Genomic DNA, 16,651 nt, shown 5'->3' with positions numbered 1-16,651 from the left:
GGACATGGACACCATCTTCATGCCCAGCGGGCGCCGCCCGGCGCCACCGGCAAGGCCGGCTGCCCTCGCGCCCAAGGCGCGGAAGCCTGCGTGGCACCTGAACGCAAGGCGGCCCCGCTAGGGCCGCCGCCCCAACAATAGGATTCTCTACCAGGGAGATCACCATGCCCACAGCCCAGCCCAGCCTGACCATGGGTATCGAAGAGGAATACCTGCTGGTCGATCCAATCACCCGGGACCTGGCCAGCGATCCCCCGAAGGAGTTGATGGAGGACTGCCAGCAGGCCTTGGGGGAGCAGGTCATGCCCGAGTTCCTGCGAGCCCAGATCGAGATTGGCACGCGGGTCTGCGCCAGCGTCGCCGAGGCCCGCCAGGACTTGGTCATGATGCGCTCGACGGTGGTGCAAATGGCCAAGAAGCATGGCCTGGCGCTGATCGCCGCCGGCACCCACCCCTTCGCCCAGTGGAACGAACAGCTGCACACCGACAAGGAGCGCTACCACATGCTGGCCAGCAGCATGCAGGGCCTGGCCCGGCGCCTGCTGATTTGCGGCATGCACGTACATATCGGCATCGAGGACGAGGATCTGCGCATCGACATGATGAACCAGGTGCGCTACTTCCTGCCGCACCTGCTGGCGCTAAGCACCTCGTCGCCGTTTTGGCGCGGCGTCAATACCGGGTTGATGTCGTATCGTCTAAGTGTCTTCGACGGCCTGCCGCGCACCGGTGTACCCGACCGTTTCGAAAGCTATGGCGAATACGAACGCCTGGTGAACCAGATGGTGCGGGCCGGAGTCATCGACGAGGCCAGCAAGATCTGGTGGGACGTGCGCCCCAGCGCCAAGTTTCCCACGCTGGAAATGCGCATGACCGATGTCTGCACCCGCATCGACGACACCGTGACCATCGCCGCCTTCTATGTTTGCATCATCAGCATGCTGAAGCGCTTGAAGCTCAACAACCAGCGTTGGCGCATCTACCCGCGCATCCTGATCGACGAAAACCGCTGGCTGGCCCAGCGTCACGGCACCGGTGACAGCATGGTCGATTTCGGCAAGGGCGAACGCGTGCCCTTTGGCGAATTGATCGAGGAACTGATCGAACTGGTGCGCGAGGACGCCGAACGCCTGGACTGTGTGGCCGAGGTCGAACATGCCCGCCAGATCGTCGCTCGCGGCACCAGCGCCCAGCGCCAGATGGCGCTATTCACCCAGGCCACGGAGCTGGGCGCCGACGAGCGCCAGGCCCTGGAACAGGTCGTCGACATGTTGATCGAGGAGACCGCCATGGGACTGGATTTGCCGGACGGCTCTGGTTAAGTTCCGCCCTCCCCATCCCGACCGGAGCCCCCCATGACCGAAGCCTTCGCCGCCGACCAGTTGCGTTCCTTCATCACCCGCATCGAACGCCTGGAAGAGGAAAAATCGGCCCTGGCCGCCGACATCCGCGAGGTCTACGCCGAAGCCAAGGGCACCGGCTTCGACGCCAAGGTCATGCGCCAAGTGATTCGCCTGCGCAAGATGGACCAGCCCACGTTGCAGGAACAAGAGGCGCTGTTGGAGCTTTACAAATCGGCGTTGGGCGTCGGTTAACCCCTACTCCGCCGCCGTCTGCCGCGCCCCGGGATCGCGGAAGCGGGTCAGCAGCTCGGCCTCGCGGGCCTTGGCGTCCACGATATTGCCTTCCTTGACGTGGCCGAAGCCGCGGATCATTTCGGGCAGCGCCGCGATCTCGCGGGCCAAGGCGTGATTTTCGCTGTCGAGGCCGGCGGCTAGTTCGCGCAGCAGCACCTCGTATTCGACGATCAGGGCCCGTTCGCGGCGCCGCTCAGCGGTGCGGCCGAAGATATCGAAGGGGCCGCCGCGCAGCCCCTTGAAGCCGGCCAGCAGGCCCATGGCCCCCATCATCCAGGAGCCGTACTCGCGCTTTTGCAGGCGCCCGGTCTGGGGGTCGCGGCGCGCCAGCAGCGGCGGTGCCAAATGGAATCGCAGCTTGTAGCTGCCCTCGAACTGGTGCTCGATGCGGGCCCGGAACTCAGGGTCCGCGTGCAGGCGCGCCACCTCGTATTCGTCCTTGTAGGCCAGCAGCTTGAAATAGTTGCGCGCTACCGCCTCGGCCAGGCCGCCCATACCCGGGGCGCGCTCGCGCTCGGCGGTCTGGATTTCGGCAACCAAGGCGCTGTAGCGCCCGGCGTAAGCGGCGTCCTGGTATTTCGTGAGCTCCACCACGCGGCGCGCCACCAGGCTATCGACATCCCGGGCCGCCGCCTCGGGCCGAGCCGCCTGGGTGGGGCGGGCCGCCGCCTCGACGCGGTCGAGGTCAAAGGCCGCCGTGCGGCCCCAGCGGAAGGTTTTGAGGTTGCCCTCGACGGCCACGCCGTTGAGTTCGATGGCGCGCTGGATGGCCGCGCCACTCAGCGGCACCATGCCGCGCTGGTAGGCATAGCCCAGCATGAAGAGGTTGGTGGCGATGGCGTCTCCCATCAGCGCCGTGGCCAGGCCCGAGGCATCGACGAAATCCACCAGGTTGTCGCCGGTGGCCTTGGTGATCATGCCCTCGAGCGCCTCGGTATGAAGCTCGAAGTCGGGATTGAGCGCGTGCGCCGCACTGGGGCTGACTTGGCTGTTGACCACGGCTTGCGTCACGCCGCCCTGCATCTTGGAGAGCGCCTGGAAACTGGCCGTGTGCAGCATGTCGCAGCCGATCACGGCATCGGCGCCGCCGTCGGTCAGGCGTACGGCGTGGATCTCGTCGGGTTTGGCGGCAATGCGCACGTGGCTCAGTACGCCGCCGCCCTTCTGGCTGAGGCCGGTCTGGTCGAGCACCGTCACGCCCTTGCCCTCAAGGTGCGCCGCCATGCCCAAAAGGGCGCCGATGGTAACGACGCCAGTGCCGCCGACGCCGGCCACCATGACGCCGTAAGGGTCGTCGAGGGCCGGCAGGTCGGGCTCGGGCAACTCGTCGCTGGGCCTTGCTTCGGCACCGCCCCCGGGGAGGGCTTTTCGCAAAGCCCCGCCGTGGACCGTGACGAAGCTCGGGCAGAAACCCAAAACGCAGGAAAAATCCTTGTTGCAGCTTGATTGGTTGATGCTGCGCTTGCGCCCGAATTCGGTTTCCAGGGGCTCCACCGAAAGACAGTTCGAGGCGGCGTTGCAATCGCCGCAGCCCTCACAGACGGCCTCGTTGATGAAGGCCCGCTTGGGCGGATCGGGGAAGAGCCCGCGTTTTCGGCGGCGCCGCTTTTCGGCGGCGCAGGTCTGGTCGTAGATCAGCACCGTGACGCCGTCGATCTGGCGCAACTGGCGCTGCACTTCGTCGAGCGCGGAGCGGTGGTGGATATCGGTGCCCGGCGGAAAGCGCGTGCCGGCCGGATACTTGTCGGGCTCGTCGCTGACCACCACCAGCCGCTTGATGCCCTCGGCGTGAACCTGGGCGGCGATCTGGGGCACCGTGATCTGGCCCTCGACGGGCTGGCCGCCGGTCATGGCCACGGCGTCGTTGAAGAGGATCTTGTAGGTGATACGGCTTTCCGCCGCCACCGAGGCGCGGATGGCCATCAGGCCGGAATGGTAGTAGGTGCCGTCGCCCATGTTCTGGAAGACGTGGGGTGAATCGGTAAAGGGCTGCATGCCGATCCAGTTGGCGCCCTCGCCGCCCATGTGGGTATAGGTCATGGTCGAGCGGTTCATCCACACCGCCATGGTGTGGCAGCCGATGCCGGCCATGGCGAAGCTGCCGTCGGGCACCCGGGTCGAGGTGTTGTGGGGACAGCCGGAGCAGAAGTAGGGCATGCGGATGACGTCGGCCGGCACCCTCTCGAGGGCTTCTTGCTTTTGTTCAAGGAAGGCGAGGCGTTCGGCTATCGGCTGGCTGGTGTGAAAGCGCTCGAGGCGCCCGGCGATGGCCTGGGCGACGAGGCCCGGCGAGAGCTCGCCGATGGCCGAGATCAGCGGCCGGCCCGCTTCGTCCAACTTGCCCACGACGCGCGGCCGGGCCGTTTCGGCGAGGTCGTAGAGCTTGTCCTTGAGCTGGAGCTCGAGATTGGGCCGTTTTTCCTCGACCACCAGGATTTCCTCCAGGCCCTGGGCGAAGCTGCGCGCACCTTCGCCGTCGAGCGGCCAGCTCAGGCCCACTTTGTAGATGCTGAGGCCGATCTCGGCCGCCACGCCCTCGTCGATGCCCAGGTCGCCCAGCGCCTGGCGTACGTCGAGGTAGGCCTTGCCGGTGGCGACGATGCCCAGGCGGCGGCGCGGGCTGTCGATGACGGTCCGGTCGAGGCCCTGGGCCCGGGCGAAGGTCAGCGCCGCCGGCAGGCTCAGGTTCTGCACCCGCTTTTCGATCTCCAGCCGGTCCTCGGGCCAGCGGATGTTGAGGCCGCCCTCGGGCAGCTCGAAATCAGGCAAGTGAATGTCGACACGGCCGGGATCGACCTGCACCGAGGCCGAGCTTTCCAGCGCCTCGGCCACCATCTTGAAACCCACCCAGAGGCCGGAAAAGCGCGACATGGCGAAGCCGATGAGGCCGAAGTCGAGGTATTCCTGCACCGAGGCCGGGTTGAGCACCGGGATCAGCGCCGCCGTGAAGGCCTGGTCGGACTGATGCGCATGCGTCGACGAGCCGGCGCCATGGTCGTCGCCGGCCATCACCAGCACGCCGCCCAGGCGCGAGGTGCCGTGGATGTTGCCGTGCTTCAGGGCGTCGCCCGAGCGGTCGACGCCAGGGCCCTTGCCGTACCAGATGCCGAAGACGCCGTCGTACTTGGCGCCGGGAAAGAGGCCGACCTGCTGGCTGCCCCAGACCGAGGTCGCCGCCATGTCCTCGTTGAGGCCGGGCTGGAAGCGCACGTGGTTCTCGTCCAGGAAGGCACGCGCCTGCCACAGCGCCTGGTCGTAGCCGCCCAAGGGCGAGCCCCGGTAGCCCGAGATGAAACCCGCCGTCTCCAGGCCCTCGGCCTGGTCGCGCCAGCGCTGCATGAGGGGCAGCCGCACCAGGGCTTGGACGCCGTTGAGAAAGACGCGTCCGGAGCGCAGGCTGTACTTGTCGTCGAGGGAAACGGCGGCGAGAGACATCCCGGCCCCCTGCAGATGTTGGAAAGAAGTGCTGATAAAGAGTTAGCGCAGCAACGCCCGCCTGGCAACTTCCCCTCAGTCGCCTTCGCCGACCTCGATGCCCAATTCGCGGACCTTGCGATAAAGCGTCGAGCGGCCGATGCCGAGGCGCCGGGCGACCTCGGTCATGCGGCCGCGGCAGTGTTCGATGGCGAACATGATCATGTCGTTCTCGACCTCTCGCAGCGGCCTGAGCTCGCCGGCCGCATCGAGGGCGGCCGGGCCCGCGCCCGCCTCACCCGCCTCACCCGCCTCACCCGCCGCTGCCGGCGGCGCCAAGTGGGGAAAGTCGGCCAGCGTCAGGATTTCGCCTTCGCTGAGCACGACGGCGCGAAAGATGCTGTTCTCCAACTGGCGCACGTTGCCCGGCCAGGACTGGGCTTCGAGTAGCTCGAGGGCGCCGGCGTCGATGCCCTGGAGTGTCTTGCCTTCCTGGGCGGCATAGCTGGTGATGAAACGTTCGACCAGCGGTGCCACGTCGCCTGGGCGCTGGCGCAGCGGCGGCAGGTGGATGGGAAAGACGTTGAGGCGGTAATAGAGATCCTCGCGGAAGCGCTTCTCGGCCACCAGCGAGGCCAAGTCCTGGTTGGTGGCGGAAATCAGCCGTACATCGATCTTGACCGGCTTACTGGCGCCCACCGGGTCGACCTCGCCTTCCTGCAACGCCCGCAGCAGCTTGACCTGCAAATCGCCGCGCAACTCGCCGACCTCGTCGAGAAACAGCGTGCCGCCGTCGGCGTCGAGGAATTTTCCCGCGTGCCGGCTGTCGGCGCCGGTGAAGGCTCCCTTTTCGTGGCCGAAGAGGATGCTCTCGACCAGGTTCTCCGGGATGGCGCCGCAGTTGACGGCGACGAAGGGCCGGCCGGCGCGCTCGCTCGAGCCCTGGATGGCGCGGGCCATGAGCTCCTTGCCGACGCCGCTCTCGCCCTCGATGAGGATGGGGATGGCCGAAGCGGCGGCGCGGCGGGCGAGATCGATGGTGCGGCTCATGGCCGGGCTCTCGGCCACCATGTCGGCGAAGCCGAGGCTGCCCTCGGCGCGGCGCGTCAGGCGCGACACCTGGTCCGTGAGCGCGGTTACCTTGATGGCGTTCTCGATGGTTACCTGCAGGCGCTCGGGTGACGCCGGTTTGACCAGGAAATCGGCGGCGCCGGCGCGCATCACCTCGACCACGGTGTCGATGCCGCCCTTTATTGTCAGCACCACGATGGGCAGATCAGGCCGTTCCGGGTGGACTTGGCGCAGCACCTCGAGACTGTCGACACGGGGCATGACCAGATCCAGCAGCACCAGATCGACGGCCTCGCCGCGGCTCTGCAGCAAGAGCTCGACGGCCTCTTGGCCGTCGTCCACGGCGATGGTGCGATAGCCCTGGCGGCCGACGATCTCCTGGAGATAGCGGTTTTGGGCCGGGTCGTCCTGGACGATCAAGATGGTCTGCACCATGCCGCTCCGTTTCCCCGGACGCCGGAGTGCAACTCGGGCTCAGCCATCCGGACTGTTGTCCCGATATAGGACATTTCTTATGCATCGTCAAAAGCCGCCAATCGGCACCAGCGGAAAAGGGCGTGATTAAGTGCCTTCGTGGCACTATGTTTGCGCCGTTCGCAGCCTGCCGCCGATGGCGGCACATCGCTTCTCACCGAGACAACGCGTTATGAACATTCTCGTCACCGGCGCGGCCGGCTTCATCGGATCGGCGCTCTCTGAGGCCTTGCTGGCGCGCGGCGATCGCGTGGTCGGACTCGACGACTTCAACGCCTATTACGATCCGGCGCTGAAAGAGGCGCGGGCTGCCCGGCTGACGGACCAGCCCAATTTCACCATGGTGCGGGCCAATCTGGCCGATCAGGACGCGGTATTCGCGGCGGCCCGCCAACACGGCCCCTTCCGCCGCGTCGTGCATCTGGCAGCCCAGGCCGGAGTGCGTTATTCGCTCGAGAACCCCATGGCCTACGTGCAGACCAACCTGGTCGGCCAGTTGGTCATTCTCGAGCTTTGCCGCCAGACCGAGGGCTTCGAGCACCTGGTCTATGCCAGCTCATCCTCGGTCTACGGCGGCAACACCAAGCTGCCCTTCGCCGTCGAGGACCGCGTCGACACGCCGGCCTCGATGTATGCCGCGACCAAGCGGGCCGACGAGCTGATGGGCCATAGCTATAGCCATCTTTACCGCTTGCCGATGACGGGATTGCGCTATTTCACGGTCTACGGCCCCTGGGGCCGGCCCGACATGGCGCTTTTCATCTTCACCAAGGCGATTTACGAGGGCCGGCCCATCCAGGTTTTCAACCACGGCGACATGAGGCGCGATTTTACCTATGTCGACGACATCGTCGACGGCACCGTGCGAGCGCTCGACAATCCGCCGGCCGATGGTGAGGCGCCGCCCTGGCGGCTCTACAACATCGGCAACCACCGCTCCGAGCCGCTGCTGCGCCTGATCGAGGTCTTGGAAGAGGCCATCGGGCAGCGCGCCGAACGCCAACTCGAGCCCATGCAGCCGGGCGACGTCAAGGAGACCTACGCCGACATCAGTGCCATCCAACAGGACCTGGGATACCAGCCGACCACGCCCATCGACGTGGGCGTGCCGCGTTTCGTCGAATGGTACCGCGACTACCACGGGGTCTGACGAGGGCAAGAGGTAGAGGAAAATAGTGCCAAAGTTCGAAATTGACATCGAGGTGGGACAGCGTCTGACCAGCGCCGTCGCCCATAACGTGGCGCTGGGGCTCGAGATGACCGAGATCTCGGAGGGGCGCTGCACCATGAGGCTGCCCTACGACCAGCGCCTGGTCGGCAATCCCGATACGGGCGTCTTGCACGGCGGCGTCATCAGCTCGTTCATCGACACCGTCTCGGGCCTATCGGTGTTCTCGGCGGTGGCCGAGATCATCCCCATCGCCACCCTGGACCTGCGCATCGACTACCTCAAGCCGGCGACGCCCGAGCACGACCTCTTGGCCAACGCGCATTGTTACAAGCTGACCCGCTCGATCGCCTTCGTGCGGGCGCTCGCCTTCCACGACGACAAGGCCGATCCGGTGGCCACCAGCGTCTCCACCTTCATGCTGGGCTCGGCCGGCTCGTCGGCCGGCAACTGGCCCCGGCAGGCCGCCATGGGGAAGGGGGCATGACCTTCATCGAGATCATCCGGGCGGCCAAGCAGAGCGGCCATGCGGCCCAGCTTTCCGGCGTCATTCCCTACGCCGAGTTCATGGGCTTCGAGGTCGAACTGGCCGACGACGGCCTGGTTTGCGCCATGCCCTTCCAGAAGCACCTGGTGGGCAACCCCATCCTGCCGGCACTGCACGGCGGCACCATCAGCGCGCTCTTGGAAAATGCCGCCCTGATGGCGCTGATCTGGGAAACCGATACCGCCGGGGTGCCCAAGACCATCAACATCTCCGTCGAGTACCTGCGCTCGGGCCGCACCCGCGACACCTTCGCCCAGGGCCTGATCACCAAGCAGGGCCGCCGCGTCGCCAACGTCCGCGTCGAGGCCTGGCAGGACGATCGGGCCAAGCCCATCGCCGCCGCCCACGGGCATTTCCTGCTGGTCTGATGGGGCGCACGAGAATGGCGGATGCGGTTGCCGACGACCTTGGCCAGCTGCCCGAATGGGCCCTCGGCGATCTCTATGCCGGCGCCGATGCCGAGGAGCTGGGCGCCGACCTCGAGGCCGCCAACGCCGCGGCCGGCCAATTCGCCGAGCGCTACCGGGGCCGCATCGCCGAGCTCTCGGTCGACGACCTGGGCGCCGCCATCGCCGCCTACGAGGAGCTTTCCGAGATCCTGGGCCGGGTCATGAGCTTTGCCGGTTTGCTACATGCCGGCAACGTCACCGACCCCGAGATCGGCCGCTTCTTCCAGAACACCCAGGAACGCGTCAACGCCATCACCACCGAGCTAATTTTCTTCGGCCTCGAGCTCAACCGGCTGGAAGAAGACGACTTGGCCGCCAAGCTCGAAGCCTCGACCGGGCTGGCCCATTACGCCCCCTGGCTGCGCGACCTGCGCGTCTTCCGGCCCTACCAGCTGGAAGACGGGCTGGAGACGCTGCTGCACGAAAAAGACGTCGCCGGGCGGGCCGCCTGGGTGCGGCTCTTCGACCAGACCATGGCCGGGCTCAGCTTCGAGATCGAGGGCAAGAGCGTGGCCCTGGAACAGGCGCTGCACGGCCTCAGCGATCCCGACGGCGAGCGCCGACGCGGCGCCGCCAAGGAAATCGCCCGGGTGCTGGAAGGCGAGAGCGCGCTCTTGACGCTGATCACCAACACCCTGGCCAAGGACAAGGAGATCGAGGACCGCTGGCGGGGCTATGAGCTGCCGGCCCAGCCCCGCCACCTGGCCAACCAGGTCGAGCCCGAGGTGGTGGAGGCCCTGGTCGACGCCGTGCGCCAGGCCCATCCCCGGCTCTCGCACCGCTACTACGCCCACAAGGCGGCCTGGCTGGGGCAGGACAAGCTCGATTACTGGGACCGCAACGCGCCGCTCCCGGAGGACGACGACCGCACCATCCCCTGGAACGAGGCCCGCGATATCGTGCTGGCCGCCTACGGCGCCTTCTCGCCCGAGCTCGCCGACATCGGCCGGCGCTTTTTCGACAACGCCTGGATCGACGCCAGCCTCCGTCCGGGCAAGGCACCCGGCGCCTTCGCCCACCCCACGGTGCCCAGCGTGCACCCCTATCTACTTCTCAACTACCAGGGCCGGGTGCGCGACGTCATGACGCTGGCCCACGAACTCGGCCACGGCGTGCACCAGGTGCTGGCGGCCGGCCAGGGGGCGCTGCTGGCCGATACGCCGCTCACCCTGGCCGAAACCGCCAGCGTCTTCGGCGAACAGCTCACCTTCCGGGCGCTGCTGGATGGCGAGGATGACGCTGCCCGCCGCCGCATCATGATCGCCGGCAAGGTCGAGGACATGCTCAACACGGTGGTGCGCCAGATCGCCTTTTACGAGTTCGAACGCGAGCTCCACGCGCGCCGGCCCGAGGGCGAGCTGACGGCCGAGGAATTGGGCCAGATCTGGCTCGGCGTGCAGCGCCAAAGCCTGGGCCCGGCCTTTCACTTCGACGATGATTACCGTCATTACTGGAGCTACGTGCCGCACTTTCTGCATTCGCCCTTTTATGTCTATGCCTATGCCTTTGGCGTCTGCCTGGTGAATTCGCTTTACGCCGCCTACCAGGACACGGCGGCGGGCTTCGAGGAAAAATACTTCGCCATGCTGCGGGCTGGCGGCACCTTGCGCCACAAGGAGCTCTTGGCGCCTTTCGGCCTGGACGCCTCCGATCCCACCTTCTGGTCGCGCGGCCTGGCCGTCATCGAGGGCTTTATCGACGAACTGGAGGAAGAGCCGGATGCCTGAGGGATGGCGGTCCAATCCCTCCCCCTTGATGGCTGAGGGATGCACGCATCGTGTGGTTGACGTTGCGGTTATGCCCGGCACCGGCTGGGCGATGGAAAAGCCCTGTAGATTCACCACAGAGGCACAGAGGCACAGAGGCACAGAGATTTCGTAAGAGTCTAATTGCGCTGGTTGTCCGGTCGGCATGATCGCCAATGAGGTGTCTTGGCACCTGCTTTGGAAGGACGGCGTCTGGCAAAACTCAGGTTGAGCCCCGGTGGGAAGCGTGGGCTCATGAAGGCTCCGCCACAGCGCCCGCGGAGAACCCTCTCTGTGCCTCTGTGCCTCTGTGCCTCTGTGGTCAACTCTCCATGCTTCAAGTGGCTGGGCACTCGAAGATGTGTGCATACCTTAGCGCTTTCGCGGGGATGACAAATGACGGCTAACCTCCCCCGGCGTCCCCGAAGGCGGCCACGCCGAGGCGTTGGCGGCCGATGATCAGGGTCTGGATCTGGCTGGTGCCGTCGGGGATGGTCATCATGCGGGCGTCGCGGAAATAGCGCTCGATGGGCAGCTCGCGGCTCAGCCCCAGCGCGCCGTGGACCTGGATGGCGTTCGAGGTGATGCGCACCCCGGCCTCGGTGGCGTAGTACTTGGCCATGGCCGCCTCGGCCTCGCAGCGCACGCCCCGGGCCACCATGTCGCTGGCCCGCAGCGTCAGCAGGCGGGCGGCGTCTAGTTCGGTGGCCATGTCGGCGATCAGGGCCTGGACGAGCTGATGGCCGGCGATGGCCCGGCCCCATTGCTGGCGTTCCTGGGCATAGCGCGTGGCCGCCTCGAGGGCTGCGGATGCGATGCCGACGGCGCCGATGGCGGCATAGCAGCGTGTCGCCTCGAAGTCGGTCAGCGTGTTGGCCAGGCCCGCGCCTTCGCCGCCCAGAAGCTGGTGGGCCGGGATTTCGGTTTCGTCGAAAAACAGCTCGGCGGTCGAACAGCCCTGCTGGCCCAGCGTCGGCAGCTCACGCGAGGTGAAGCCGGCCGGCTGGCGCTCGACGATGAGGCGGCTCAGCCCTTTGGCCCCGGCCCCGCCGGTGCGGGCCACGACGATGCAGATGTCGGCGTGATGGCCGTTGGTGATCCAGACCTTGCGGCCTTTGAGGCGGTAACCCTCACCTTCGCGCACCGCCTTCATGCGGATGGCCGCCACGTTGGAGCCGACTTCGGGTTCCGTGGCTGCCTGGCAGGCGATGAGTTCGCCGGAGATCAGGCCGGGCAGGTACTTTTCGCGCTGTTCGTCGCTGCCGTCGCGCTGGATGGCGAAGCCCACCACGTCGTTGACGAAGGCGGCGGCGCCGAGGCTGGGGAAGATGCGGAAGAGTTCTTCGTAGAGCAGCATGACGGAAACGAAGTCGAGACCCCGGCCACCCTCGGCCTCGGCTATGCGCGAGCCCAGGTAGCCCAGCGGCGCGATGCTTTGCAAGAGATCGCGCAGCACCTGCGTAGGCATGGGCGCATCGCCATAGCGCTCGGCGTCTTCGCCCAGTTCCACCTCGAGGAAGCGCCGCGCCGTGTCGCTGAGCAAGGTTTGTTCCGCGCTGGGGCTGAAATCCATGGTTCCTCCTGGCACCTTAGCTTACAGAACATTCATTAAATTTCAATACCAATATACCCTCAAATACCGCACTATATAAACAAAAAGGTGCCGAGGCACCTTGACAATTAAACGAGCGTTCAGTAATTGTTGGGGCCAACGGGGGGATTTTGCATGGCCACGCAGGCGCGCGTCACGACACGGCTGCCACCGGAAGAGAGGCGCGACGAAATCCTCGAAGCGGCCCGCGAGGTGTTTGCCGAACGGGGCTATCAGAAGGCCTCGATGCGTGAGATTGCCAGGCGCGCCGGCATCACCCAGGCGACGCTCTATTACCACTTCGAAAACAAGGAGGATCTGCTCATCACCATTCTCGAGCAGTTCTCCAACGATTTTTACCAGGCGCTGCTGAGTTGCATGACCCGGGCCCAGGGTCCCGAGGCCGGGCTGCGCTCGATGCTGCGCACCCACATCGACGTCATCGGGGCGCGGCGCAGCGACATCAAGATCCTGGTCGAGGACAAGGTTCACATCGAGAGCCAGAAGCTGGGATCCATCACGCAAAAGGAGCGCGATATTCTCAATCTCTACACCTCGTGCCTCGATGCATTGCTGTCGAGCGGGCGCATATCGGGGCAAAGCCCCACCGTGCTCTCGCTCGGCATCATCGGCATGATGAACTCGCTCTATCACTGGTATCGCGAAGACGGGCCGCTCGGGCTCGAAGAACTTGGCGAGGTATTGCTCGGCATCATCACCGGCGGCTTGTTCGGTGCTGGCGACGAGGCAGTGCCCGCCACCACGTCCGACTAACGCCCCGCCGGCGGTGCCCAAGGCGTCAAAGAACGTCTGGGCCCTGAGCCGGCACAGGGGAGGCAACTAAAGGAGAGCACCATGAAGAAATCGTTTCTCAGTGGAGTCATTGGACTAGCGCTGGCCGCCGGATTGGCCGCCGGCATGGCGGGCAAGGCAGGCGCGGCAGAGCCCATCCGCATCGGCTCGCCGCTCTTGCTCAGCGGCCACGGCGCCTTCGTCGGCGGGGCCGAGAAGAACACCATCGAGATGATGCGCGACGAGGTCAACGCCGCCGGCGGCATCAACGGCCGGCCGCTGGAATTCATCTTCTACGACACCGAGGCCAAGCCCGACGTGGCCGTGCGCCTGATCAAGCGCCTGATTCAGAAGGACAAGGTAACGGCGATTTTGGGCATCTCGGCGAGCTGGGTGGCGCTGCCCATCATCCCGATCGTGGAAAAAGCCGGCGTACCCACCATCATCCCGGCCTCGACCGACGCCATCGTGGTGCCGGTGCGCAAATTCGTCTTCAAGACCCCGGCCGGCGACGGCGTCGTGGTCGACAAGCTGCTGCAGCACATGAAGGCCAACGGCATCTCCAAAATCGCGCTGGTCACCACCCAGGACGGCTACGGCTCGGGCGGCCACGACCAGTTCATCAAGCAAAGCCCGAACTACGGCGTCAAAGTCGTGTTCGAGGACCGCTTCACCATGGAGGACGCCGACATCACGCCGATGCTCAATCGCATCAAGAAGACCGACGCCCAGGCCGTGGTCAACTGGTCGGCCCGCCGCGCCCCGGTCATCATGACCATGAACTACCGCCAGATCGGCCTCAAGCTGCCGCTCTATCATGGCCATGCCAGTCTTTCGAAGGGTTACCTCAAGGCCACGGGCAAGAACTCCGAAGGCACCATCACCGCCTCGGCCAAGTTCTACGGCGCCGAGACGCTGTCTGACAGCGACCCCCAGAAGGCCGTGATCCAGGGCTACCGCAAGGCCTACAAGGCCAAGTTCGGCAAGGACGCCAACCAGTTCGGTGCCGCCGCCTTCGATGCCTTCAACATCCTCATCGCGGCCCTGAAGAAAAGCGGCCCCGACAAGGCCAAACTGCGGGCCGCCATCGAGCAGACGCAGAACTATGTCGGCATTTCGGGCGTCTTCAACTATTCGGCCTCCGACCACGGCGGCCTGAGCAAGGATAACCTGGTCATGTACCAGGCCCAGGGCGGCGCCTGGAAGCTGTTGAAGTAGCCAGCTTAAAACGGTAAGGGGGCGGCGGTATGTTGGCCGATCTGCTTCAGGCCCTGTTCGCCGCCCTCTCCGTCGGCGCCATGTACGCCTTCGTCGCCGTCGGCGTGGCGCTGGTCTACAACGCCACCAACATCATCAATTTCGCCCAGGGCGAGTTCGTCATGCTGGGCGGCATGATCATGGTCAGCCTTTATGGCGACCACAACTGGCCGCTATTGGCCGCCATCCCGGCCACGCTGCTGTTGACCATGCTGGCCGGCCTGGCCCTGATGCGGGTTTCCTTCCGGCCGGGCTCCAACACCTCGCTGATTTCGGTGCTGATCATCACCATCGGCGCCTCGCTATTCATCTCGGGCTCGGCCCAGCACATCTGGGACGCCGACATCCACCGCTTCGCGCCCTTCTCGGGCGACGAGCCCATCGCCTTCGCCGGCGCCTTCATCGCGCCGCAGTCGCTGTGGATCATCGGCATCGCGGTGATCGTCATCGGCGCCTTGACCGCATTTTTCCAGTTCTCCATCTACGGCAAGGCCATGAAGGCCTGCGCCGTCGACCGGCGCGCAGCCGAGCTTTTGGGCATCGGCGCCGCCAACATGGTCAGGCTTTCCTTCGTCATGAGCGCCGCCTTGGGCTGCATCGCCGGCATCATCATGACGCCGCTGATCATGATCGACTATGCCGGCGGCATGCTGCTGGCCATCAAGGGTTTCTCGGCCGCCATGCTGGGCGGCATGGGCAGCATCGTCGGCGCGGTGATCGGCGGCCTGGTCTTCGCGCTGCTGGAATCGCTGGCCGCCACCTACGTCTCCAACGCCGTCAAGGAATTGATCACCTTCGTCGTCATCATCAACGTGCTCTTGTTCATGCCCCGCGGCATCATGGGCGCGCGCCGCGCCGAGGGCTTCGACGACGAGGAGGTGCTGGGTGACTGAGGACCAAGGCCAAGGCCTGTCCCGGCGCCTGGCCGAACACGTCGCCGGGGTCCGCTTCGAGGATCTCGGTGCTGGTGCCGTCGACAACGCCAAACGGGCGACGCTGGACACCATCGGCGCCATGCTGGCCGGTACCTCCGTGCCGGCGGTGGGCGCGGTCATCGAGCTGGCCGCCGGCTGGGGCGGCAAGGCCGAGGCTCGTGTTGTGGGTCAGGACCTCCGCCTGCCGGCACCGCTGGCGGCCTGGTGCAACGGCGTGCTGGCCAGGGTGCTGGAGATCGACGACTGCATCGACGACCAGCCGGTACATCCCTCGGCTTCCGCCGTGCCCCTGCTGCTGGCCCTGGCCGAGGCGCGCGGTGGCCTTCCAGGTCGCGACTTCATCACCGCGCTCGCCCTGGCCCAGGACCTGATCATCCGCTTGGGCCGCGCCACCCGGGTCAACGCCATGATCTCGGGGCGCTATAACCTGTTCAAGATCTTCGGCCCCACCGCCGCCGCGGCGCGGGTGCTGGGCCTCGACGTCGAGCAGACCCAGCATGCCCTGGGCATCGCCTACGCCTCGGTCCAGGGCGAAGGCCAGTCGGCGCTGGACGGCGCCTTTGCGCTGCCCTTGCAGCAGGGCAACGTGGCCCAGGCGGCCCTGGTCGCGGCGCTGTTGGCCGAGCGCGGCAGCACGGGCAGCGAAGATTTTCTGTTCGGCCGCATGGGGTTCTTCAACGCCTTCGAGCCCGACCCCATCATGGCCCCGCTTACCGAGGGTCTGGGCGAATACTTTCTCGGCGAGGAGCTTTCCGTCAAACCCTATTCGGCCTGCCGCTGCTGCCACCCGGCGCTCGAGCTCGTCCAGCGCTACCGGGCCGAACAGGGGCTCGGCCCCAAGGGGCTCGGCCCCAAGGGCAACGAACCCATCGCGGGCGCAACCGTCACCGTCAATCCCGGTGTCCACGGCTTGGTCGGCGCCCACATCGAGGACATGGCGGATCCCTATTCGACCACCGCGGCCCAGTTCTCGCTGCCCTTCAATGTCGCCGCCACCCTCATTCGGGGCGACTTTTTCCTCACTGAGTTGGCTCCCGAAGTCATCGCCGACGCCGAAATCCGGGCCTTGTCGAAGCGCATCGAGGTGGTTGCCGACGTGGCCATGGACACCGCTACCGTGCTCGGCCGCACGCGGCTCGAGATCAAGGCCGAGAGCGGCGCCCCGATCACCATGGAAGCCGAATTTCCGCTGGGCAATCCGGCCAACCCGCTGAGCTTTGCCGACTGCGCCGAGAAGCTGCGCAAGTGTGCCGCCTTCGCGGCCCGGCCGCCTGCCGCCGCCGCCATCGACGGTTTGATCGAGAGCGTCGGCGAGCTGGAAAAGGCGTCCGATGTCTCGGACCTGCTGGCGGGGCTGAAGTGATGCTGGCGCGTCTTGCCCGGGCCGACTGGAACCGCCTGGCCTGGCCCCTGGTGGCGGCGGTGGTGCTGTTGATCCCGCTGGTTCTGGGCGACGACTTCTATCTCAACGTGCTCAATTTCGTGGCGCTTTACGCCCTGGTGGCGGTCGGGCTTTGCCTGCTGGTGGGCTATGGCGGCCAGCTCTCGATCTCGCATTCCGCCTTCTTCGC

At 66.1% G+C, this 16,651-nt stretch carries 14 protein-coding genes; 11 read left to right on the top strand and 3 right to left on the bottom strand.

Translation table 11 applies throughout. The features are described 5' to 3' along the window. Window positions 1-164 precede the first annotated feature (164 nt). Window positions 165-1,322: a carboxylate-amine ligase gene (locus tag QGG75_00080; protein MDP6065644.1), complete on the top strand. Its 1,158-nt coding sequence runs from the start codon at window positions 165-167 to the stop codon at window positions 1,320-1,322. A gap of 33 nt (window positions 1,323-1,355) precedes the next feature. Continuing rightward, on the top strand, window positions 1,356-1,595 hold the full coding sequence (locus QGG75_00075; GenBank protein ID MDP6065643.1) for a DUF2312 domain-containing protein: 240 nt from the start codon (window positions 1,356-1,358) through the stop codon (window positions 1,593-1,595). A gap of 3 nt (window positions 1,596-1,598) precedes the next feature. On the opposite strand, the gene QGG75_00070 is transcribed toward QGG75_00075, so the two are convergent. Together QGG75_00070 and QGG75_00065 are read right to left on the bottom strand one after the other, a co-directional pair. Continuing rightward, the gene (locus QGG75_00070) at window positions 1,599-5,072 is read right to left on the bottom strand and encodes an indolepyruvate ferredoxin oxidoreductase family protein (GenBank protein ID MDP6065642.1); all 3,474 of its coding nucleotides are present in this window, start codon (window positions 5,070-5,072) and stop codon (window positions 1,599-1,601) included. A gap of 75 nt (window positions 5,073-5,147) precedes the next feature. Next, window positions 5,148-6,557, bottom strand: coding sequence for a sigma-54 dependent transcriptional regulator (locus tag QGG75_00065; protein ID MDP6065641.1), 1,410 nt, complete (start codon window positions 6,555-6,557; stop codon window positions 5,148-5,150). A 211-nt stretch (window positions 6,558-6,768) separates the two neighbouring features. Between QGG75_00065 and QGG75_00060 the strand changes: the two genes are divergently transcribed. Genes QGG75_00060 through QGG75_00045 form a run of 4 tightly spaced genes read left to right on the top strand, consistent with a single transcriptional unit; the run spans window position 6,769 to window position 10,487 of the window. Beyond that, on the top strand, window positions 6,769-7,746 hold the full coding sequence (locus tag QGG75_00060; protein MDP6065640.1) for an NAD-dependent epimerase/dehydratase family protein: 978 nt from the start codon (window positions 6,769-6,771) through the stop codon (window positions 7,744-7,746). 25 nt (window positions 7,747-7,771) lie between these two features. After that, window positions 7,772-8,251 carry a PaaI family thioesterase gene (locus QGG75_00055; protein MDP6065639.1) on the top strand — a complete coding sequence of 160 codons (480 nt, stop codon included), beginning with the start codon at window positions 7,772-7,774 and terminating at the stop codon, window positions 8,249-8,251. After that, window positions 8,248-8,679, top strand: coding sequence for a PaaI family thioesterase (locus QGG75_00050; GenBank protein MDP6065638.1), 432 nt, complete (start codon window positions 8,248-8,250; stop codon window positions 8,677-8,679). Before QGG75_00055 ends, QGG75_00050 begins: the two co-directional genes overlap by 4 nt. Window positions 8,680-8,693: 14 nt before the next feature. Then, window positions 8,694-10,487, top strand: coding sequence for a M3 family oligoendopeptidase (locus tag QGG75_00045; protein MDP6065637.1), 1,794 nt, complete (start codon window positions 8,694-8,696; stop codon window positions 10,485-10,487). Between the two features lie 421 nt (window positions 10,488-10,908). Here the strand turns inward: QGG75_00045 and QGG75_00040 are convergent, their stop codons facing one another. Next, window positions 10,909-12,078, bottom strand: coding sequence for an acyl-CoA dehydrogenase family protein (locus QGG75_00040; protein MDP6065636.1), 1,170 nt, complete (start codon window positions 12,076-12,078; stop codon window positions 10,909-10,911). Between the two features lie 153 nt (window positions 12,079-12,231). On the opposite strand from QGG75_00040, the gene QGG75_00035 reads away from it, so the two are divergent. The 5 genes from QGG75_00035 to QGG75_00015 form a co-directional block, all read left to right on the top strand. Next, the gene (locus QGG75_00035; GenBank protein MDP6065635.1) at window positions 12,232-12,870 is read left to right on the top strand and encodes a TetR/AcrR family transcriptional regulator; all 639 of its coding nucleotides are present in this window, start codon (window positions 12,232-12,234) and stop codon (window positions 12,868-12,870) included. An 81-nt stretch (window positions 12,871-12,951) separates the two neighbouring features. Beyond that, entirely contained in the window at window positions 12,952-14,106 is a 1,155-nt protein-coding gene (locus QGG75_00030) for an ABC transporter substrate-binding protein (protein MDP6065634.1), read from the top strand. Between the two features lie 29 nt (window positions 14,107-14,135). Continuing rightward, window positions 14,136-15,038 (top strand): branched-chain amino acid ABC transporter permease, encoded by a 903-nt coding sequence (locus tag QGG75_00025; GenBank protein MDP6065633.1) that lies wholly within the window; start codon window positions 14,136-14,138, stop codon window positions 15,036-15,038. After that, a complete protein-coding gene (locus QGG75_00020; GenBank protein ID MDP6065632.1) occupies window positions 15,031-16,443 on the top strand; it encodes an MmgE/PrpD family protein in 1,413 nt (470 codons plus the stop codon). Before QGG75_00025 ends, QGG75_00020 begins: the two co-directional genes overlap by 8 nt. Continuing rightward, window positions 16,443-16,651: branched-chain amino acid ABC transporter permease (locus tag QGG75_00015; GenBank protein MDP6065631.1), on the top strand; the 209-nt coding region annotated here is incomplete at its 3' end. The genes QGG75_00020 and QGG75_00015, both read left to right, overlap by 1 nt.

This window comes from Alphaproteobacteria bacterium (assembly GCA_030740435.1).
Lineage (GTDB): Bacteria > Pseudomonadota > Alphaproteobacteria > UBA2966 > UBA2966.
Note: the sequence above shows the minus strand (reverse complement) of the source record. Positions and strands in the feature narration are given on the sequence as shown.